The sequence below is a fragment of the Fontibacillus phaseoli genome, assembly GCF_003337355.1.
Classification (GTDB): Bacteria; Bacillota; Bacilli; order Paenibacillales; family Paenibacillaceae; genus Fontibacillus; species Fontibacillus phaseoli.
In genome coordinates this window covers 325,672-342,755 of record NZ_QPJW01000003.1, presented here as the reverse complement: position 1 = coordinate 342,755, position 17,084 = coordinate 325,672, and the positions used below count along the sequence as shown (strand labels likewise).

Annotated in this window: 14 protein-coding genes; 5 read left to right on the top strand and 9 right to left on the bottom strand. The window is 50.0% G+C overall.

Translation table 11 applies throughout. From position 1 onward, the window contains the following. Nucleotides 1-13 precede the first annotated feature (13 nt). Together DFP94_RS11700 and DFP94_RS11695 are read right to left on the bottom strand one after the other, a co-directional pair. Entirely contained in the window at nucleotides 14-1,633 is a 1,620-nt protein-coding gene (locus tag DFP94_RS11700) for a response regulator transcription factor (protein ID WP_114496651.1), read from the bottom strand. Then, nucleotides 1,630-3,456 (bottom strand): cache domain-containing sensor histidine kinase, encoded by a 1,827-nt coding sequence (locus tag DFP94_RS11695; RefSeq protein WP_114496650.1) that lies wholly within the window; start codon nucleotides 3,454-3,456, stop codon nucleotides 1,630-1,632. Before DFP94_RS11695 ends, DFP94_RS11700 begins: the two co-directional genes overlap by 4 nt. Before the next feature lie 132 nt (nucleotides 3,457-3,588). On the opposite strand from DFP94_RS11695, the gene DFP94_RS11690 reads away from it, so the two are divergent. The 4 genes from DFP94_RS11690 (at nucleotide 3,589) to DFP94_RS11675 (ending at nucleotide 8,831) form a co-directional block, all read left to right on the top strand. Next, on the top strand, nucleotides 3,589-4,470 hold the full coding sequence (locus DFP94_RS11690; RefSeq protein ID WP_114496649.1) for a carbohydrate ABC transporter permease: 882 nt from the start codon (nucleotides 3,589-3,591) through the stop codon (nucleotides 4,468-4,470). After that, entirely contained in the window at nucleotides 4,470-5,300 is an 831-nt protein-coding gene (locus tag DFP94_RS11685; RefSeq protein WP_114496648.1) for a carbohydrate ABC transporter permease, read from the top strand. The genes DFP94_RS11690 and DFP94_RS11685 overlap by 1 nt, the downstream gene beginning before the upstream one ends. 75 nt (nucleotides 5,301-5,375) lie before the next feature. After that, nucleotides 5,376-6,677 (top strand): ABC transporter substrate-binding protein, encoded by a 1,302-nt coding sequence (locus tag DFP94_RS11680; RefSeq protein ID WP_114496647.1) that lies wholly within the window; start codon nucleotides 5,376-5,378, stop codon nucleotides 6,675-6,677. Between the two features lie 147 nt (nucleotides 6,678-6,824). Beyond that, nucleotides 6,825-8,831 carry a beta-galactosidase gene (locus DFP94_RS11675; protein ID WP_245954744.1) on the top strand — a complete coding sequence of 669 codons (2,007 nt, stop codon included), beginning with the start codon at nucleotides 6,825-6,827 and terminating at the stop codon, nucleotides 8,829-8,831. A 191-nt stretch (nucleotides 8,832-9,022) separates the two neighbouring features. Here DFP94_RS11675 and DFP94_RS11670 read toward each other — a convergent pair whose 3' ends face one another. The 4 genes from DFP94_RS11670 to DFP94_RS11655 all read right to left on the bottom strand — a co-directional run bounded on the left by DFP94_RS11670 (nucleotide 9,023) and on the right by DFP94_RS11655 (nucleotide 13,666). Continuing rightward, on the bottom strand, nucleotides 9,023-10,129 hold the full coding sequence (locus DFP94_RS11670; RefSeq protein WP_114496646.1) for a Ger(x)C family spore germination protein: 1,107 nt from the start codon (nucleotides 10,127-10,129) through the stop codon (nucleotides 9,023-9,025). Continuing rightward, complete coding sequence (locus DFP94_RS11665; RefSeq protein WP_147273851.1) at nucleotides 10,122-11,204, bottom strand: GerAB/ArcD/ProY family transporter; 1,083 nt, start codon at nucleotides 11,202-11,204, stop codon at nucleotides 10,122-10,124. Before DFP94_RS11665 ends, DFP94_RS11670 begins: the two co-directional genes overlap by 8 nt. Nucleotides 11,205-11,213: 9 nt before the next feature. Next, nucleotides 11,214-12,704 carry a spore germination protein gene (locus DFP94_RS11660; RefSeq protein ID WP_245954743.1) on the bottom strand — a complete coding sequence of 497 codons (1,491 nt, stop codon included), beginning with the start codon at nucleotides 12,702-12,704 and terminating at the stop codon, nucleotides 11,214-11,216. A 170-nt stretch (nucleotides 12,705-12,874) separates the two neighbouring features. Beyond that, a complete protein-coding gene (locus DFP94_RS11655; protein ID WP_114496644.1) occupies nucleotides 12,875-13,666 on the bottom strand; it encodes an SDR family oxidoreductase in 792 nt (263 codons plus the stop codon). Nucleotides 13,667-13,818: 152 nt separating this feature from the next. On the opposite strand from DFP94_RS11655, the gene DFP94_RS11650 reads away from it, so the two are divergent. Then, nucleotides 13,819-14,601 (top strand): zinc ribbon domain-containing protein, encoded by a 783-nt coding sequence (locus DFP94_RS11650; RefSeq protein WP_114496643.1) that lies wholly within the window; start codon nucleotides 13,819-13,821, stop codon nucleotides 14,599-14,601. Here DFP94_RS11650 and DFP94_RS11645 read toward each other — a convergent pair. The 3 genes from DFP94_RS11645 to DFP94_RS11635 all read right to left on the bottom strand — a co-directional run bounded on the left by DFP94_RS11645 (nucleotide 14,598) and on the right by DFP94_RS11635 (nucleotide 16,975). Next, entirely contained in the window at nucleotides 14,598-15,332 is a 735-nt protein-coding gene (locus DFP94_RS11645) for an HAD family hydrolase (protein ID WP_114496642.1), read from the bottom strand. The genes DFP94_RS11650 and DFP94_RS11645 overlap by 4 nt on opposite strands. Nucleotides 15,333-15,479: 147 nt before the next feature. Further along, complete coding sequence (locus DFP94_RS11640) at nucleotides 15,480-16,319, bottom strand: TPM domain-containing protein (protein WP_114496641.1); 840 nt, start codon at nucleotides 16,317-16,319, stop codon at nucleotides 15,480-15,482. Further along, nucleotides 16,316-16,975 (bottom strand): LemA family protein, encoded by a 660-nt coding sequence (locus DFP94_RS11635; RefSeq protein WP_114496640.1) that lies wholly within the window; start codon nucleotides 16,973-16,975, stop codon nucleotides 16,316-16,318. The genes DFP94_RS11640 and DFP94_RS11635 overlap by 4 nt, the downstream gene beginning before the upstream one ends. Between the last annotated feature and the right edge of the window lie 109 nt (nucleotides 16,976-17,084).

Below are 17,084 nucleotides of genomic sequence, written 5' to 3'. Positions count from 1 at the left end.
TTTGCATAGCCGTTTACTTGTTCCGGTATTCCCGAGGGGTCATCCCTTCCTGTTTCTTGAACACTTTGCTGAAATACTTAACATCGTTGAATCCGACCATCTCGGCGATCTGCTGCACTTTGAGGTCGGGATTCAACATCAGCACTTTGGCCTTATCAATCCGGTAGTTCGTCAGGTAATCCGAGAAATTGATGCCGAATTCTTGTTTGAACTTACGGGAGACATACTCGCGACTAACATAGAAATGGCTGGCGATATCCTGCAAGGATAATTCGGACCGGTAATGATGATCGATATAAGTAATAATTTCCCCGATCAGCCGGTTTTCCCGGGAACGGCGTCTCGATATTTCTCCGGCGAGGCGGGTCATAACAAGCTCCGCCCATTCGCGCCAGGCGGAAGGGGAGAAGGCATAGCTGTTTGTCCGGGGCGACGTTTGGCCGGAGTCATCCTGCTCCAATTCCGAGGCGGGACTGCCGGCATCCTGGCCCAGCGTTTCGCGGAGCAGGGCCAGACGGAAAGACAAAATGTCGCTCTTCCAGGATTGAAGCATTTCGGAAGACACGTACCCGGAACGGCACAAGGCATCGATCCAATGCCGGGCGGCCGAGGCGATCTGTCCCTGGTCTCCGCTCTGAATCGCCGTTTTCCATTCCTCCTGAACATTCGAAAAAGAAAGAACCGGGCCTTTTCCCATATCTTGCGGGCCGGACTTGGCGCTATGGACATATTGGTCGGGCTGCAGCAAATTCCGCCGGCGCATGGCATGATCCGCCTCGGCATATTGCGCAGGAAGGCTCTGCGGAAGTTGCCCGACAGACCCGAGGCCGGCATGAACCCGGCGCTGCAGGGTATGAAACAGTCCGTCGTTGACCCGCGCGATTAATTCGGGCGCACGATCGTATTGTTTCCACATGAGAATCACGATTTCCATCGGAGCTCCCCAGTATTTGAAAGCAACCCCCATTCCTTCAGGCAGGAGAAATTCATTGCAAATATTGATGAGCGAGAAATGCAGCAATTCGCTGTCATTCCCGAACCTTTGCAGTAATGCGGCATCCCCGGAGTCAATTTGAACGAGCAGAAGGCGGCCTTGGTCCGCCGTTTCGGGAATGACGCCTTCCGCATGCAGCCGTCTCATGGCCGATTCGGCCGAGCCGGGATCGTCGATCAGCGAGGAGAGCAGTTTCTCCCCATAAACCGGTCTGAATTCATTCAACCGGATGCTTTTTTGCTGCTGTTCCCGCCGTTCCCGTTCCTCGCTCTGCCATTGGCCAACGGCCTTCGCTACGGCCGCATTGATGGCCTCGGGTTCAATCGGTTTCAGGATATAGTCGATGCCTCCATGGCGCACCGCGCTGCGTACGAATTCAAAATCGTTGTGTCCGCTGATCACGATAAATTTCAAGCTTGGAGCATGTTCGCTTACCCAGGCCATAAGTTCCATCCCATGGCCCGACGACATCATCATATCCATGATGACTATAGCGGGTTTGAAATTTTTGATAACCTTGATCGCCTCTCTGCCGCTTCCGGCTTCTTCGATTTCCTCAATGTCATGTTCCTGCCAGTCGACCAGCAGCCGTACCGCCTTCCTGACTCTGGCCTCATCGTCCACGATTAACGCTCTCATGTTTCCTCCATTCCGCTCTCGTCTTGAACCTTGAATTTCAATGTAATCCGGACTCCGGCCGGTTTGAAATTAGCTACGGTCATTTCAGCCTCCTCGCCGTACACCAGGCGAAGACGAGTCAGAACATTGCCCAGTCCGATCGAATGACGCTCGCCGGCATGTTCATCTTCCCCGGGCCTCACTTGTTCCGCGCCCGACAGGCTCAAGCTGTTATGCAGGCGTTTCAGCTTGTCTTCCGGGATATGCGCCCCGTTGTTTTGCACGATAATCGACATGTTGCCCTCGTCGTCTTTCGTGGCGGTAAGCGAAATCCATCCTTCCGATCCGGAGACGTTTATCCCGTGCTTAAAGAAATTTTCCATAATAGGCTGTAGAATCATTTTCGGCATAGGAATCTGAAGAAGTGAGTCCTCGATGTCATAATGGAACGAAAACCGGTTCTCGAAGCGTTCTTTCTGCAGCTCGATATAGGCTTTGACATGCTCCAGCTCGTCTTTTAATGTAACGTTCCCGTCATCGTTGTTCATGCTATAGCGCATCATTTTCGCAAGGGAAGAGATTAAGGTATAAATCTGCGGCACTTTCAGTTCCAACGCGAGCGTGCCGATAATCTGCAGGGTGTTGTTTAGAAAATGAGGGTTGATCTGCGCCTGCAGCGCCCGGAGTTGATTGTTTTTGCTACTTAATTCCAGTTTGTACTCCCTCAGGATCAGGTTGTTGATGGTGTCCATCATATCCCGGAACCGTTCCGTCAATACGCCGATCTCGTCGTTCCCCGCGGGAGTGATATCTACTTGGAGGTTACCGGTTTGTACCTGATTCATATATAAAGAAAGCCGCTTGATCGGAGAAGTAATCCGAATCGAGATGAGTACGATAGCAGCGATGATAATAAGCAGAGCCAATCCGAACAAAGAAGCATTGATTTTTGCGGCCTGATTGGCCTCGCTATGCAGGTAAGATACAGGAATCTGCTTCACCAGCATCCAATCCGCGCCGGAACTTTGAATCCGCTGATAAATAAAGACCGAGCCGTTCTCTTCAAAAGACCCCTGATCGCTATCGAATCCGGCGGTTTGCATGGTGTACCAATCGGCCAATAATGGTTTTCCGATTAGCTGTTCATCTTCGGTGTACACGGCGTTGCCTGCCGAATCAAGAATGAACAGATGTTCTTCATTCCGGTCGTAAAGCTGGTCAACGATGCCGAAGAGAGCCGACAGTTTGACATCAATCGACAAATATCCCAGCACCTGGCTGGTCGGAATTTTCTCAATCCGTCGGTGCAGCGTGAACACCTGCTCCGTGGTCGCTTGCGGGATTGGCGCTGTAAGCCCGTAATGATGGCTTGCATGAGTGGTCTGGATCTGCAGCGGATTGTTCTCGGGCACCGCTGAAATCGGGTAGGGAGCCGGATCCTGCCAACGTTTGGGCGTATCCTGGGTAATAATCGTGGACTTATTGTCTTTGACGCCGTACAGGTAGACCTGGTAAATGTCCGGTATTGCCTTGTAAATATAGTTTAGGGAAGCATAAATCGCGATATTGCTGGATATGTCGTCATTTCTGGCATCAAGCAACCTGTAAAATTCGGAATCCGAGTACACACTAAGAGAGATGCGGTTAACTTCCTGCAGCAGGCTGTCGATATTCCGTGAGCCTTGATAAAGCAGATTACGGTTCTCCTCAATTGCACGGGTTCTCAGCGCCGCCGTTGTGTGGGAATAGCTGATGGTTATCGCAGCGACTGTACAAACGACAATCGGCAGCAGCATAAACACGATCATTTTGGTACGAAGGTTGTTCCATGCATTCCATTTCATCCAAGCCACATCCGATCAATATTTTACACCTTAGTGATCACCTCAGTCGGTGTAAGGGGAATCAAAATAATATCATAATAACATTATAAGAGTATCTTCGACAAAGAGAGACATTTAAAGGGGAGGCCAATCATGCGTAGCAGAAAGTTATCGCAATTTGGACAACAGTTCTTTTTCGTAGGCCCGGCCTTGATCTTCTTTACCCTAGTGATGATTATTCCGTTTCTGATGGGGATGTATTATTCCTTCACCGACTGGAATGGCGTTTCGGGTGAAGTTGCATGGGTCGGCTTCGATAATTTCGCGAAAATATTTTCCGGGGATCCGGATTTTTGGAAGTCGTTCTGGTTTACGGTTCGATTCACCCTTTTGGGCGTGATCCTCACGAACGTGGTCGGTTTTTTCCTGGCTTATTTCCTCACCAAGCCGTTAAAATCACGTACCGTGCTGCGTACCGTGTTTTTTATGCCGAACGTAATCGGGGGCCTGCTGCTTGGGTTTATCTGGCAGTTCATTTTCATTAAAGGGTTCTCGACGCTCGGCGACATGACGGGGTGGTCGTTCTTCGAACTGCCTTGGCTCGGCGACGCCACAACCGGCTTCTGGGCTATCGTCATGGTATTTGTATGGCAATATTCCGGTTATTTGATGGTCATTTATATCGCTTCATTGAGCAACGTGTCCAAGGAAGTGCTGGAAGCCGCCGAAATCGACGGAGCGAATCATTTCCAGGTGCTGCGCAGCATTATCGCTCCGCTGATCATGCCTGCGGTAACCGTCAGTTTGTTTCTCGCGATTTCCTGGTCCTTTAAGATGTTCGACTTGAACCTGTCCCTCACCAAGGGCGGTCCGTTTAAATCCACGGAATCGGTTGCTTTGAACATCTACAATGAGGCTTTTCTGAACAACCGGTATGGACTCGGTACGGCTAAAGCCTTACTGTTCTTCGTTATCGTAGCCATCATCTCCCTGATTCAAGTTCGAATCACGAAGAGCAAGGAGGTCGAAGCTTAATGGAGACCAAATCGCGCGGTAGTAATGCAGTAATCGAAATTATAATGGCTGTGGTGGCGCTCGTGTTTCTCGCCCCGTTCTATTTTTTGTTTGCCAACTCGGTTAAATCTTTCGGTGAAATTTTGTCTAACGCGGCGTCCTGGCCGACCAAATTCAATTGGGAAAACTATTCGAAAGCTTGGGAATTGGCCCGGTTTTCCGAAGCTTTCCGCAACTCGCTGTTAATCACCGTGATCAGCGTCATTCTCATTACGTTGTTCAGTGCGATGGCCGCTTACCGCATGGTTCGCTCGAACACCAGATTCAACCGGCTCCTGCTCATGCTGTTCGTCATGGCGATGGTCGTGCCGTTCCAGACGATCATGATTCCGGTATTGAAAGTCGTAAGCGGGCTCGGAATCAATAACAGCATCTGGGGCTTGCTCCTGACGAACCTGGGGCTCAGCTTGCCGCTCGCGGTGTTCCTGTTCCACGGTTTCGTTAAATCGGTTCCTTTGGAAATAGAAGAAGCGGCAACCGTTGACGGTTGCAATCCGGTCACTGTCTTTTTCCGCATCGTACTGCCGCTGTTGAAACCGATGATGATGACCATCATCGTACTTAACGCGCTGGCCATCTGGAATGACTATTTGCTCCCGTCGTTGATTTTGCAAAATCCATCGATGCGGACCATTCCACTGGCGACCTATTCGTTCTTCGGGCAATATACGAAGCAATGGGATTTGGCGCTTCCGGCGCTGGCTATCGGCATTCTTCCGATCGTCGCCTTCTATCTGTTGCTGCAGCGTTATATTGTTGAGGGAATTGCGGCAGGCTCGGTGAAAGGTTAATACCGGGTCTGGCGTTCCAAATATAAAAAAGCAGGGAACACATATTCCAAAAAAAATTAGGGGGAAAATCAAGTCATGAACAAAAAGCGTTCTATGGTCATCCTGTCCGTACTGCTCGTCATGAGTATGCTGCTTGCAGCGTGCGGCGGCAACAACAAGACAAATTCGGGCACTGCCGAAGGCGGAAATGCAGGTAAAGGCGGAGAAGTGAAGACGGTTAAAGTTTTTCAATTCAAAACCGAAATCGTTGAAGGTCTGAACGAACTGAAAGTCGAATTTGAAAAAGAATATCCGAACATTAAGCTGGACATTCAAACCGTCGGCGGCGGCGCAGATTACGCGGCAGCGCTGAAAACGAAATTTGCATCCGGCGATGCACCCGACATTTTCTCGAACGGCGGTTTTGCCGAACTGGATATGTGGCAAGATAAGATTGAAGATTTGTCCGATCAACCTTGGGTTAAGGACCTTGTGCCTCTCGCGGCTGAGCCGATGACGAAAGACGGCAAAGTATACGGCATGGCGATGAACCTTGAAGGTATCGGTTATGTCTACAATAAAGACCTGTTTGCCAAAGCGGGGATTACGGAAACGCCTAAAACGATCACCGAATTGGAAGACGCAGCCAAGAAACTTCAAGCTGCCGGTGTTACTCCATTCGGCAATGCTTACCAGGAATGGTGGCTGTTGGGCAACCAAGGGATCAGCACGGCGTTCTCCAGACAAGACAATGTTGACGAATTTATCAAAGGCTTGAATGAAGGAACTCAAACGATCGTTGACAATCAGCACTTCAAAGACTGGAGCAACCTGCTTAAACTTACGGTCCAATACGGCCAAAAGAATCCGCTCACTACAGATGCCAATACCCATCTGGCCTTGTTCGCTAACGGCGAGACTGCTATGATGCAAGAAGGTAACTGGGCCCAAACGCTGATCGACAATATCACACCGGGCATGAATATCGGGATGTTCCCGATGCCGATCGACGATGATGCCGAAAAGAACGACAAGCTTACCGTTGGCATTCCTGCCAACCTGGTTGTGAACAAAGATTCCGCTTCTAAAGAAGAAGCTAAAATTTTCTTGAATTGGCTTGTAACTTCGGACATGGGTAAAGAGTATATCGTTAAGAAATGGAAATTCATTCCTGCCCTGACGACGATTCCTGCATCTGCTGAAGATATCGGTATGTTGGGAGCTGACGTGAAGAAATATGTAGATGAAAACAAAGTTTACGGTCTGCAATCTTCCAAATTTCCTGACGGGGTAACTCAAGAATTCGCCAGCACGATTCAAGAACTCATCGCCGACAAAACCGATGTGAACGGCTGGATGAAGAACATGCAGGCAGCTTGGGACAAGCTTAAAAAATAATTGAAAATTTAACACGTTAACGACAACTAGATAGTGCATTCAGAGATCGTATTCGGCAGACTGCTTCCGCGCCGCCCGTATTGTATCGGGCAGGCGGGAGCAGTTTTGCCATTTTGTGCATAAAGACGATGAAACGGAGGAGATGGATTGGTACGGAAGCGGAAGCAGGGTAGCGTTGTGCAGATGGGCGTTGATTACTATCCCGAGCAATGGGATCCTTCGCTCTGGGAACAGGATATTCAATTGATGAAAGTAACAGGAATCCGGGTCGTCCGTGTGGCCGAGTTTGCCTGGAGCCGGCTGGAACCTACATCCGGCTTTTTTGATTTTGCTTGGCTGGATTCTGTACTCGATTTGTTTTACAAATACGACATCTCCGTTGTCGTTGGAACGCCGACGAATACGCCCCCACGCTGGCTCACCGAATTAAGACCGGACATTTTGCCTTTGTTTGCGGATGGAAGCGTTTATTACCCTGGCGTTAGGGGACACCGGTGTTATAACAGTGAATCGGTGGACATATATGGGATGAGGATCATCGAAAAGATGGCGGAGCATTTCGGGAAGCATCCTGCGGTCATCGGATGGCAAACCGATAATGAATTCGGCATGGTCGATTGCCACTGTCCGCGGTGTCGAGTCAAGTTCCGGGAATGGGTGAAACGAAAATACGGTTCTCTGGAAGAGGTCAACCGGGCATGGGGAACGGTTGTCTGGAGCGGCGAGTATAGTGACTGGTGTCAGCTTGACGCACCTATGGGCGGCTCTCCGCATCAGAACCCTTCTTATTTGCTGGATTACACCCGGTTCCAATGGGAATCGGTGGCGGAATTTCAACATAACCAGATTGAGATGATCCGCAAGCATTGCCCGAGACATTTTATCACCCACAACTTTCATAGTTATCCGCAGCGGCTGGATCTGTACCGCGTCGGCAAAGAACTCGATTTTGCCGCGTTCGACTATTATCCTAATACCTCGCCCGCCAAACAGTCGACCGGACCCTATAGCGGTGCTTTATCATTGGACGCTACGCGTGGAATCAAGCGCAGGAATTTCTGGATTATGGAACAACTAAGCGGGCCGCCGGGCTGCTGGTTTCCAATGTGGAGAACGCCGTATCCCGGGTTTATTCGCGCATTTGCCTGGCAAGCCATCGCAAGGGGGGCGGACACCGTAGTTCATTTCCGCTGGCGGAGCGCAGTGGCGGGAGCCGAGCAATTTTGGCATGGATTGATCGATCACAGCAATGTTCCGGGCCGGAAGTTCGAGGAATTTGCCGCATTGTGCGCAGAAGTGAATGCGTTGTCAAAAAGATTAAGCGGTACAGTTTTGCATCACGAAGTAGCGATTCTTCAATCCCATGAACAGTTGGCTGCTTTAGAAATTCAGCCGCAGGCAGAAGGGATGAATTATTACGAGAATCTCAAGGATTACCATCGGTCTTTGACCAAGCTGGGAATCGGATGCGATGTCATCGATTGGAAGGAGCCGTTGGATGGGTATAAGCTGATTGTTGCCCCCAGTCTATATCTGATGGACGAAGAAACCGCGGATCGGCTGGAGCGGTTTGCTGCTGCAGGTGGAACCGTTGTGCTCACCAGCCGTTCCGGAGTGAAGAATATGGACAACCAGTGCGTTATGTTGCCGCTGCCCGGCCTCCTGGCCCAATGTGCGGGAGTCACGGTTGCGGAATATGACCCGGTCGGGGACGATGTCCATGAGATCGTGGACCTGCAAGGGCGGTCTTACAAGTGCCGGCAGTGGTGCGACATCCTTTCTTTACGCGGTGCCGAAACCGTTATGCGATACGGCGGGGATTTTTATGCGGGCACTCCGGCGGTCACCGTCAATCCCTTCGGTAAGGGACGGGTTTATTACCTGGGAACCCATACGGAAGAGTCCTATCTGAAAGAATTGTTCAGCCGGATTGCGGCCGAGCAGGACATGAAGACGTTCCCCGGTTTGCCGGAGGGAGTCCAGATTACGATTCGTTCCGGGAAAGACAAGTCGTTTCTGTTCGTCCTGAATTTAAGTCGGGAGATGGTCAAGATTTCTCTTCCGGAAGCTTATGTAAGCGTCCTGTACGGAGAGCCCCGAGGCGTTGAACTTGAGCTGGAACCTTACGGGGTTGATATTTTGGAAATAGATTAAGCCCTGCCGAAGAAGGCTTTATCGCTTATACGATGCTGAAACCGTGCTGGGCCGTACTCCGCTTCCGGATTGAGCCCGGACCCCTCGGGAGCGGGCTTGGGCTTGTGTATGACGCGAACGTCAGAACCGAAATCTGCTTCTCCAATTGCGTTCGTAAAGCAATGCAGGGTTAAATCAATTGCCGATGAGGGTCAGTCATAAAAGTTGCCGAAATTTTTAATCATGAACTTGGCGTGGACCTGGATGTCCATATTGGCGTAAATATCTTCCCAATCGGTATCCTTCCACGCTTTATAACTCATTTTGTTGCGTACATGCTGTCCGATTCCAAGGCTATCTGTGCGGTTATGCTGCAGCTTGCCCACAATTCTCTTCGCTTGCTGAGAAATGTACTCGCTCATGATCCCCTCAAGCTTGTTTTTATCCGAGGTGCTTAAATCCAGATTTCCGATATACTCCAATACCCCTCCCTCTATCTTCAGCCCGATGTTCGCAACATATTTTCCGTTTTGGTTTTTTTTGATCTTGATCTTCTTGCGGCTATTGATCGCAGTGAACGTAATGGATTTCATCTCCGGCCTCTCGGTAACGACGGTGAACTCGCCTCTCCCTTGGTTTTGATACATGATGGAAAAGTAGAAGATGTCTTCCGGCGGCAGTTTGGTAATATATTTATCATTACGAAACAATGCGATGCCGTTTAATTCCAGATCATTCCCGGATTTGCGAAGCATGGTTGCGATCGGATCTTTCCCATCATCGTAATAGTCCCGGAAAAATTCATGGAGTAGGATGCGTGGCGTGGTCTCCATATTGAATTCCTTTTTCAATAGTCGGTCAATGTACTGAGCGGTTCGGGGATGGCCGCTGTATTTGCTGGTCATAATTTCATGCGCCGAGCCGTCCACTATAACGAGCTCTGTTAACTTTGAAATGGACGGGTCGCGCAACAGGGTGTCCATATGTTTATGCAATCCCTGTTTGGCTAAATCCGTATTAAACAAAATCGTCCGTAGTTGTCCGCTCACCAGATTCCGGCTTGTTTTTCGGGACAGTTTGATCCGTGCTTCCTTGCTGCTTGTTGCTACTGTGGTCAAAATTTCATCCGTCTGAAAAGTCTGGCTGGCTTCATTTATGATCAGAGGCACGCTCAAAGTGATTTTTAACTTGCCTCCTTCCTGCAAATCGTAACCTGCCGTCCGTATATAGCCGATCCGTTCCAGAATATGCTGATCCTGGCTGCAGGAGGTGAGCAGCAGGAGACATACGGCGCTTAGAAGGCCTGTTTTTCTAAGCATGAGCTTGCCTCCCTTTCTTCAACAACAAGGCCAATAAAGCCAATAATGGAAGTCCGATAGCGACACCAAGTTGAAAATAAGACAGAAAACCGAACCATTTCTCCACGATAATCAGGGATTTCGGAATATAGGCAATAAAATAGGTAATACCGATCAAAAAGAACAACGCCCATTTCCAATGGAGCTTGGGGATCATCGCAGTGAACACGGACTGGCTACACCAGTAGTACATTCCGGAAGTAAAAATAATCGAGAGCAGAAAAAAACTGTAGAGAAAATTTTGGATCCGCTCTACGAAAGGGAAGCGCAAATATCCGAACATGTCGAGCAAGGGAAAAGACAGGTGGACCAATTCTTTGTAATTGAAGAAACCGAAGCATAGTATCGTTACCAACAGATAAATGAAGAGGGTCAACCCGTTGCCGAGGTGAATGTATTTCAGCCATTTTTTTCCCTTCTCCGCATACGGAAACAGAAAGATGGATAATTCATAGCCCATAAAAGCTCCGTACATACTTATTATTCCTTTTCCCAGGTCATTTCCTTCCTGAAACAGAAATGGCGTCATTCGGGATAAATCCATGTTTTGAATAAAAACAATGCTAAACGGAATCATGAGGAAGAGGAGAAAGAGAAAGAAAAAGTTTGCTTTCGACATCGTGTAAATCCCTTTGGTTACAAAAATAAACACCAGAATATCGATTACCAGCTTCAATAGCATATCCGGGGTTTGCGGGAAAATTAACATTTGGTAAATCAACACGTATTGCTTGACGACAAGGCACCCGACCATGGCTAATCCGCTGCCCAAAACCAGATATATCGGGATTAGCAGAAAGCGGGGCAATCCCGATTTTAAAATGGCGAATACGGACTGCCCTTTACCCAGACGGTAAACCGAGTTAATTAGCATAATATTCAAACTGACCAGGAAAAACATGATAATCAATGCGACCCAGCCGTTGGCACCGAAGTGGGTGGCAATGATACGCGGAAGGGTGAATATAACGACACCGGTTTGGGTGCTGTGAATCATGAGGGCAATAAAGAACCGGTTGAGCTTTTCCTGTGACAAAGGGATCACCTATTTCTTCATCTTGTTTGGGTCTTGGTTTGAGGAACGCGCTTGGGTCGGGCGTTGATGGAAGGACCAGAAGGGTCCCCGGATAAAAATATCCTTCCAGTCGACCGGTTTGAGCGGGGCAGCAGGAATCGTATAAGGTGCTCCAAGACTGGTCAGCTTGGACAGGTGAATGATCAGCAATGCTATACCCGCCACGAACCCGAAATTGCCGAGCATCCCGGACAGGATGATGAGTCCGAACCGGATCAGCCGGATCGATCCGCTCATGGTATAACTGGGGATTACGAACGATGCGATGGCGGACATTGCGACTGAAATGATCAGAATGTTACTGGTAAAGCCGGCTTCTACGGCAGCCGTGCCGATGACGATCCCGCCGACGATCCCAATCGTTTGACCGATTTTTGTAGGCAGGCGCGCTCCGGCCTCACGGAGCATTTCAATCGTGGTCTCCATGAGCAACGCTTCAATAATCGGAGGGAAAGGAACGCGACTCCGGGATTCAGTAAGCGAAATAAGCAAATTTTCGGGAATCATCTCATAATGGTAGGTAGTGATCGAAACATATAGGGACGTAAATGAAATAGTAATAATAAACGCCATATAACGCAGCAACCTCAGTGCAGTTCCGACAGCCCAGCGGTTATAATAATCGTCCGGTGTCGTGAAAAATTCAAAGAACGAAGACGGTGCGATAATTACGGAAGGACTTTGATCCGCGATGACGACGACCTTCCCCTCATTTAACTTGGAAACGGCGATATCGGGGCGTTCGGAAGTTTGAAACAATGGGAACAACGCATTGGGAAAATCGTCAATCAATTGTGTTAGTATCGTCCCGTCGTAAAGGCTGCTGAATTCTATACTCTTTATTCGTTCGGACATCTGGTCAACGTACTCCATATTGGCCAAACCGTCGACATAGAGAACGCAAACCTCTGTTTTGGTCAGTTCTCCGACTCTGAACTTTAGTATTTTTAAACGATTGCTTTTGATCTTTCGCCGGATTAATGAAATATTCGTTTCTAATGTTTCGATGAAGGCATCGTGCGGACCGGTTATGGCGCTTTCGCTTTCCGACTTCTCAATGTTTCGTTTATCCGGGCCATACGTATCAATAAGGAATACGCCTTGCTCTACAAACAGCGCAACCGCTCCCTGGAGAATTCCTTGTACGGCCTGAACTGCATCGGAGGCGTGGATAAATTGGGATTGCTGAAGTAAGTCATCCAGTTCTTCTTTCCTTATGTTTTGCAGCGGTCCAAGAACCAGACGTTCATAGGTCGGTTTATCGATTTGATGACTGAAAAATAGCAGATTGGCTTGGAGGGTCGGAATCGTATATTGGTCCAGGTCAAAGCAATCCTTGAATTCCTGAAGAATGGTCTCCAGCGTCAGCGGTCCGGAAACTTGCGGCGTTCCTTGAGAGTTTTGCTCTTGTTGTTTTTTGCCGGAGTTAAACATTTGAGTGATTTTGCTGAATATCGACAAGGCGTCATTCTCCTGACTAAGGATTTTTATGTATTATGTGATCAGGATGGAAAAATATGCGGCTACTCAAGAAGGCGTCCTGCTTAAAAAAGAGAGAAGAGCTTGTCTGTTCAACCAGAACAGCCTGCTCCCTGGGCATGCAGGGGGGCAGGCTGTCTTATTTTTACCGGTTATCCGCGCAATAAAGATTCGGCTCCATCGATGTAAACTTCGGTGCCCGTCAAATGGAAAGATTCATCGGAGGCCAGGAATAGGACGAGATTCGCCACCTGTTCCGGTTTTCCCGGACCTTTCTCGAGCGGCTGGTTTCCTTCCGGAAACTCGACCGGAATCTTCACTTCCTTGATATCTTCGGTAGGGTACGTGTTGTCGCTGATATTCGTTTCGATCGCGCCGGGGCAAATCGCATTCACCCGGATACCGTACTGGGCCAACTCCAGAGCGGCCATTTTCATAAAGGCAACCTGGGCAGCCTTGGAAGAAGCGTAGGCCGAGAATCCGATGTTGGAAAAGACCCGGTTCCCGTTAATCGAACTAGTGATAATAATACTGCCTCCATTATCCTTCATGTGGGGGATAGCGTATTTTACCGTCGCGAACGTACCGCGAAGATTGATGTCCAGAGTCTGGTCCCAGTCGCTGATCTCCATGGTTTCGATCGGGGCCATGGTCCCGTTGATGCCGGCGTTCGCGAATACGACATGGATGCTTCCCGCTTCTTCCGCTATATGACGAAATCCTTGCTCGATCATTTCCGGTTTGGAAATATCGCATGGGATCACGGTAGCCTGCCCGCCGGCGGACTCAATTCTCCATTTGGTTTCCTCGGCTTCCTCCGGCGTCCGGTCCAGCATAAATACTTTGGCGCCATGCTGCGCAAAACGGATCGCGGCGGCTCTACCGATGCCGGAACCACCTCCGGTTACGACGGCTATCTGGTTCTTTAATCTGAGTTCGTTCATGGCGAAGCTCCTCTCTAACGCTGCAGTTTGTATAAGGATTTCAGTAGTTAAATACCCTTATCGTGCACGGTGAATCAATGCAAGAACTGCGATGGGGGTTGAAAATGACCATGGGTATCCAACATAATTGGATATAGAGAGGAGGGTGTCCCATGATTTGTCGTAATTGCCATCATCAACAAAATAACGAAAACGCAAAATTTTGCGAAAACTGCGGAACACCGTTAAGCATGACCACTGCGGAGGGATCGGAACCAGGATCAGTTCCTCAAAAAGAGGAGCGCGGGGGTGACCGGCAGCAGGCCAACGAATATTTGGAGAGCGCGAAAAAGGCGTCGAAACTGTATTTCAAGTTTTTTGCTTCCGCTTTGAAAAGTCCCTTAACCTATGCCAGGAGCGTAGGCAGGGAGCAGTTCGTAAACGGAATCATTACGATGATTCTTTACTCCTTGGTTATACCGCTCATCATTTATTCCGGTTTTCACCGTCTGGCGGGCTTCATGGACCATCCACTCCTGAATGTGGTCGTTAGGCCGACGTTGGCTTTCGCCGTTCTGGTCGTATTGACGGCAGCTTACTGCTACCTGGCTGTATGGTACGGAAAAGGCAAAGCCAGTTTTCAAGATGTCGTGGCCCGCTTCGGGGTTTATCTTGTTCCGTTTACGGCACTTTTATTGCTGGCATTGTTGTTCGCCGTATTGCAAATTAACCTGTTTCAGTCTTTGCTGCTCATGGTCGGCCTCTTCGGGTCAATATTCAGCGTTCCGGCTTTTGTCATTGCCGGCTATATTCCGGAGAAGGGCGCCGCACTGGATCAACTGCAGAGCACTATCCTGGTCTATATCGCAGCCTTCATTACCGTCGGTCTGCTGGGGGATATCCTGTTCGGCCCGCTTGGCCGGCTGTTCGGCGAAGGAATATCCCTGTTTTATTAATTCAGTTCTGCTAGCAGGATCTTCGCGATCTCCGAATAGCTTGACGTCGTATAATGGGGCCGGTGATCGGTTTCGGGCGTCGCTCCGCGGTGATTGAACCACAGGACATTCCATCCGGCGTCCACGGCTCCGACAACGTCGTTCCGCCAGGAATCACCTACATAATAGCAGGCAGCTGGGGCAAGGTTCAGTTTGTCAGCTACATGATGAAACAATTGACGGTCCGGCTTGGTCCATCCGACGGCCCCGGAAATAAAAATCCGCTCCGGAGGGATGAGGTCGTTCAGTCCCAGGGCGCGGATTTTTCTCATCTGGTGCTCCGGGGGCCCGTTCGTGATCAAGCCGACGGTAACTCCCTGGTCCATCAAACCTGTCAGCAAGGAACGGACTCCGTCGAACAACTGAATCTTAAACTGGCAGCGCAGGTACTGCGACTGAATTTCCGCCGCTTGGGTTCCCGTCAGAGTGACGCCGAATTCGGCCAGCGAAAGGATAAACCGGCGGGTACGCATCTCGTGGAGCTGAGAACCGTGCGTGGGAGTTCCTCCGGCATCGGCGGATAGCTTGTCGCTGTAATATCGCATGCGATGATAGGCGGAAGCGTAAGGGAAATCCTCGCCGGTTCCCAGTACGTGCTCAAGGGCTTGGTGGAATGGAATCAAATGATCGTAAAGCGTATCGTCCACATCGAAAAATACGGCTAATTGCGGAAGTGAAGTGGCGGAATTCATGGTCGGCAAGTTTCTCTCCTTCGCGGAAGGCTCCTTACAAAGCGATTCTTCCGTGCTCTTTGATTAATATCCTATGGATATTATAACGGTAGCAGTTGGATTGGGATAGGCCGGAGCGGTTCTGGCGAGGTTTCTCAACCGGTTTACTCAAAATCTCCGGCTTGCACCGCCACCCCCTGAAGATCCGCCGCCTCCACCCCGGAAGCCCCCACCTCCGCCAAAGCCACCGCCCCCACCGCCGCGGCGGCCGCCTCTACCCAGCATGGATATCAGGAGCAGTGTCATTGTTCCGCGGAAGAAAATAAAATCTACGGCCAGAAAGGCAACGATGAGAATGATCCAGCCTGACGAGAGATTGCCGCCTTCGGCATTCCCCGGAGACGCTTCCGGAACCGTAATTTCCTGCGGAGTTAATTGGTCTTCCACACCATACTCTTTGGCGACTTCGTTATAGAGTGTCTTATAGGTTTCCACGATCGCTTCACCCGGCTGGTTATTCACCAAATAAGGGATGGTAACCTGATCAAGGATTCTGCCGACCTTGCCGTCAGGCAGTGCCCCTTCAAGGCCGTAACCGACTTCAATCCGTAGCGGGCGGTTACCCGGCTCGCTGTCCTCCATCGACAGCAGCAGCAACACGCCGTTATTCAGCTTCTTGTCGCCAAGCCCGTATTTGCGGAGAGCCTGTAAGGCGTACTCCTCCACGGAATACCCATCGAGGCTGGAAACGGTAAGCACGGCGATTTGAGCCTTGGTCCGATCCTCCAGCACCCGGCCTAAGCCGTTCAGTTCCCGGGCCTGTTCGGAAGTCAGCAATCCTTCAAAATCCTGAACATATATATCGCCCTGTGGATCCGGAATCGCCGGTGCGGCAAAGGCATCGGCTGGACTCCAGAGCAGCGTCAGACTCAAAATACATAGGGATGCAAGTCTGTAAAAATGCGAACCGAATCTACGGAAAGAAGGGTTTTCCGCGAGAGGTTTCATGACCGGGCCCCCGGCAAGACCACTTCATTTCCGAAGCGAAGCGATGTGTTGTTCCGGTTCAATGCCGAGTCCGGGTTCGTGTCAAAGTCCACCTCCGGATGGGTCCGCGATTCCGGCGTGGTCTCAAAATACTCCCGTTTGTCAAATCCCATCATTCCTGCAAGCAAATTGCCCGGAAAGCGTCTGCGCATATTGTTGTAACTCGCAACGGCCGCGTTGTAGTCATTTCTGGCCACGGCGATTCGGTTCTCCGTGCCGGCAAGCTCGTCCATCAATTGGGTGAACTGGGCGTCGGCTTTAAGCGTCGGATAATTTTCCACGACGACCAGAAGACGGCTTAGCGCGCTGGACAATTGCTGGTCGGCCTGTGCCAGTTCATCCGGCGTCCGTGCTCCGCCAAGCGCCGCCCGGGCGTCGGAGACCGCTTTGATCACTTCTTTTTCATGGGCGGCATATCCCTTCACGGTATTGACCAGGTTCGGAATCAGATCATATCTCCGCTGGAGTTGAACGTCGATTTTGCTCCATTCCTGGTTGGCGTTTTCGTCCGCCGCGACGAACTTGTTGTAGTTGCCGGCGAACAAGGCGATGAGTATGACGACCGCCGCGATAACGACTATTAACGGAATCAAGCAGCCTTTTCCTTTGAATTTCATAGGTTATGTACCTCCTTGTAAATGCGCATTTGGGGAATCATCTGCTGTTATTACTTATCTCTTTACCCTTAGCCCTATACAAGGAAACTCCATCCAGCTTGCCAAAACA

Bases quoted from the DNA above. Each gene is read 5' to 3' on its own strand.
- DFP94_RS11700 (WP_114496651.1), bottom strand. From the start codon at position 1,633: ATGAGAGCGTTAATCGTGGACGATGAGGCCAGAGTCAGGAAGGCGGTA.
- DFP94_RS11695 (WP_114496650.1), bottom strand. From the start codon at position 3,456: ATGAAATGGAATGCATGGAACAACCTTCGTACCAAAATGATCGTGTTT.
- DFP94_RS11690 (WP_114496649.1), top strand. From the start codon at position 3,589: ATGCGTAGCAGAAAGTTATCGCAATTTGGACAACAGTTCTTTTTCGTA.
- DFP94_RS11685 (WP_114496648.1), top strand. From the start codon at position 4,470: ATGGAGACCAAATCGCGCGGTAGTAATGCAGTAATCGAAATTATAATG.
- DFP94_RS11680 (WP_114496647.1), top strand. From the start codon at position 5,376: ATGAACAAAAAGCGTTCTATGGTCATCCTGTCCGTACTGCTCGTCATG.
- DFP94_RS11670 (WP_114496646.1), bottom strand. From the start codon at position 10,129: ATGCTTAGAAAAACAGGCCTTCTAAGCGCCGTATGTCTCCTGCTGCTC.
- DFP94_RS11655 (WP_114496644.1), bottom strand. From the start codon at position 13,666: ATGAACGAACTCAGATTAAAGAACCAGATAGCCGTCGTAACCGGAGGT.
- DFP94_RS11650 (WP_114496643.1), top strand. From the start codon at position 13,819: ATGATTTGTCGTAATTGCCATCATCAACAAAATAACGAAAACGCAAAA.
- DFP94_RS11645 (WP_114496642.1), bottom strand. From the start codon at position 15,332: ATGAATTCCGCCACTTCACTTCCGCAATTAGCCGTATTTTTCGATGTG.
- DFP94_RS11640 (WP_114496641.1), bottom strand. From the start codon at position 16,319: ATGAAACCTCTCGCGGAAAACCCTTCTTTCCGTAGATTCGGTTCGCAT.
- DFP94_RS11635 (WP_114496640.1), bottom strand. From the start codon at position 16,975: ATGAAATTCAAAGGAAAAGGCTGCTTGATTCCGTTAATAGTCGTTATC.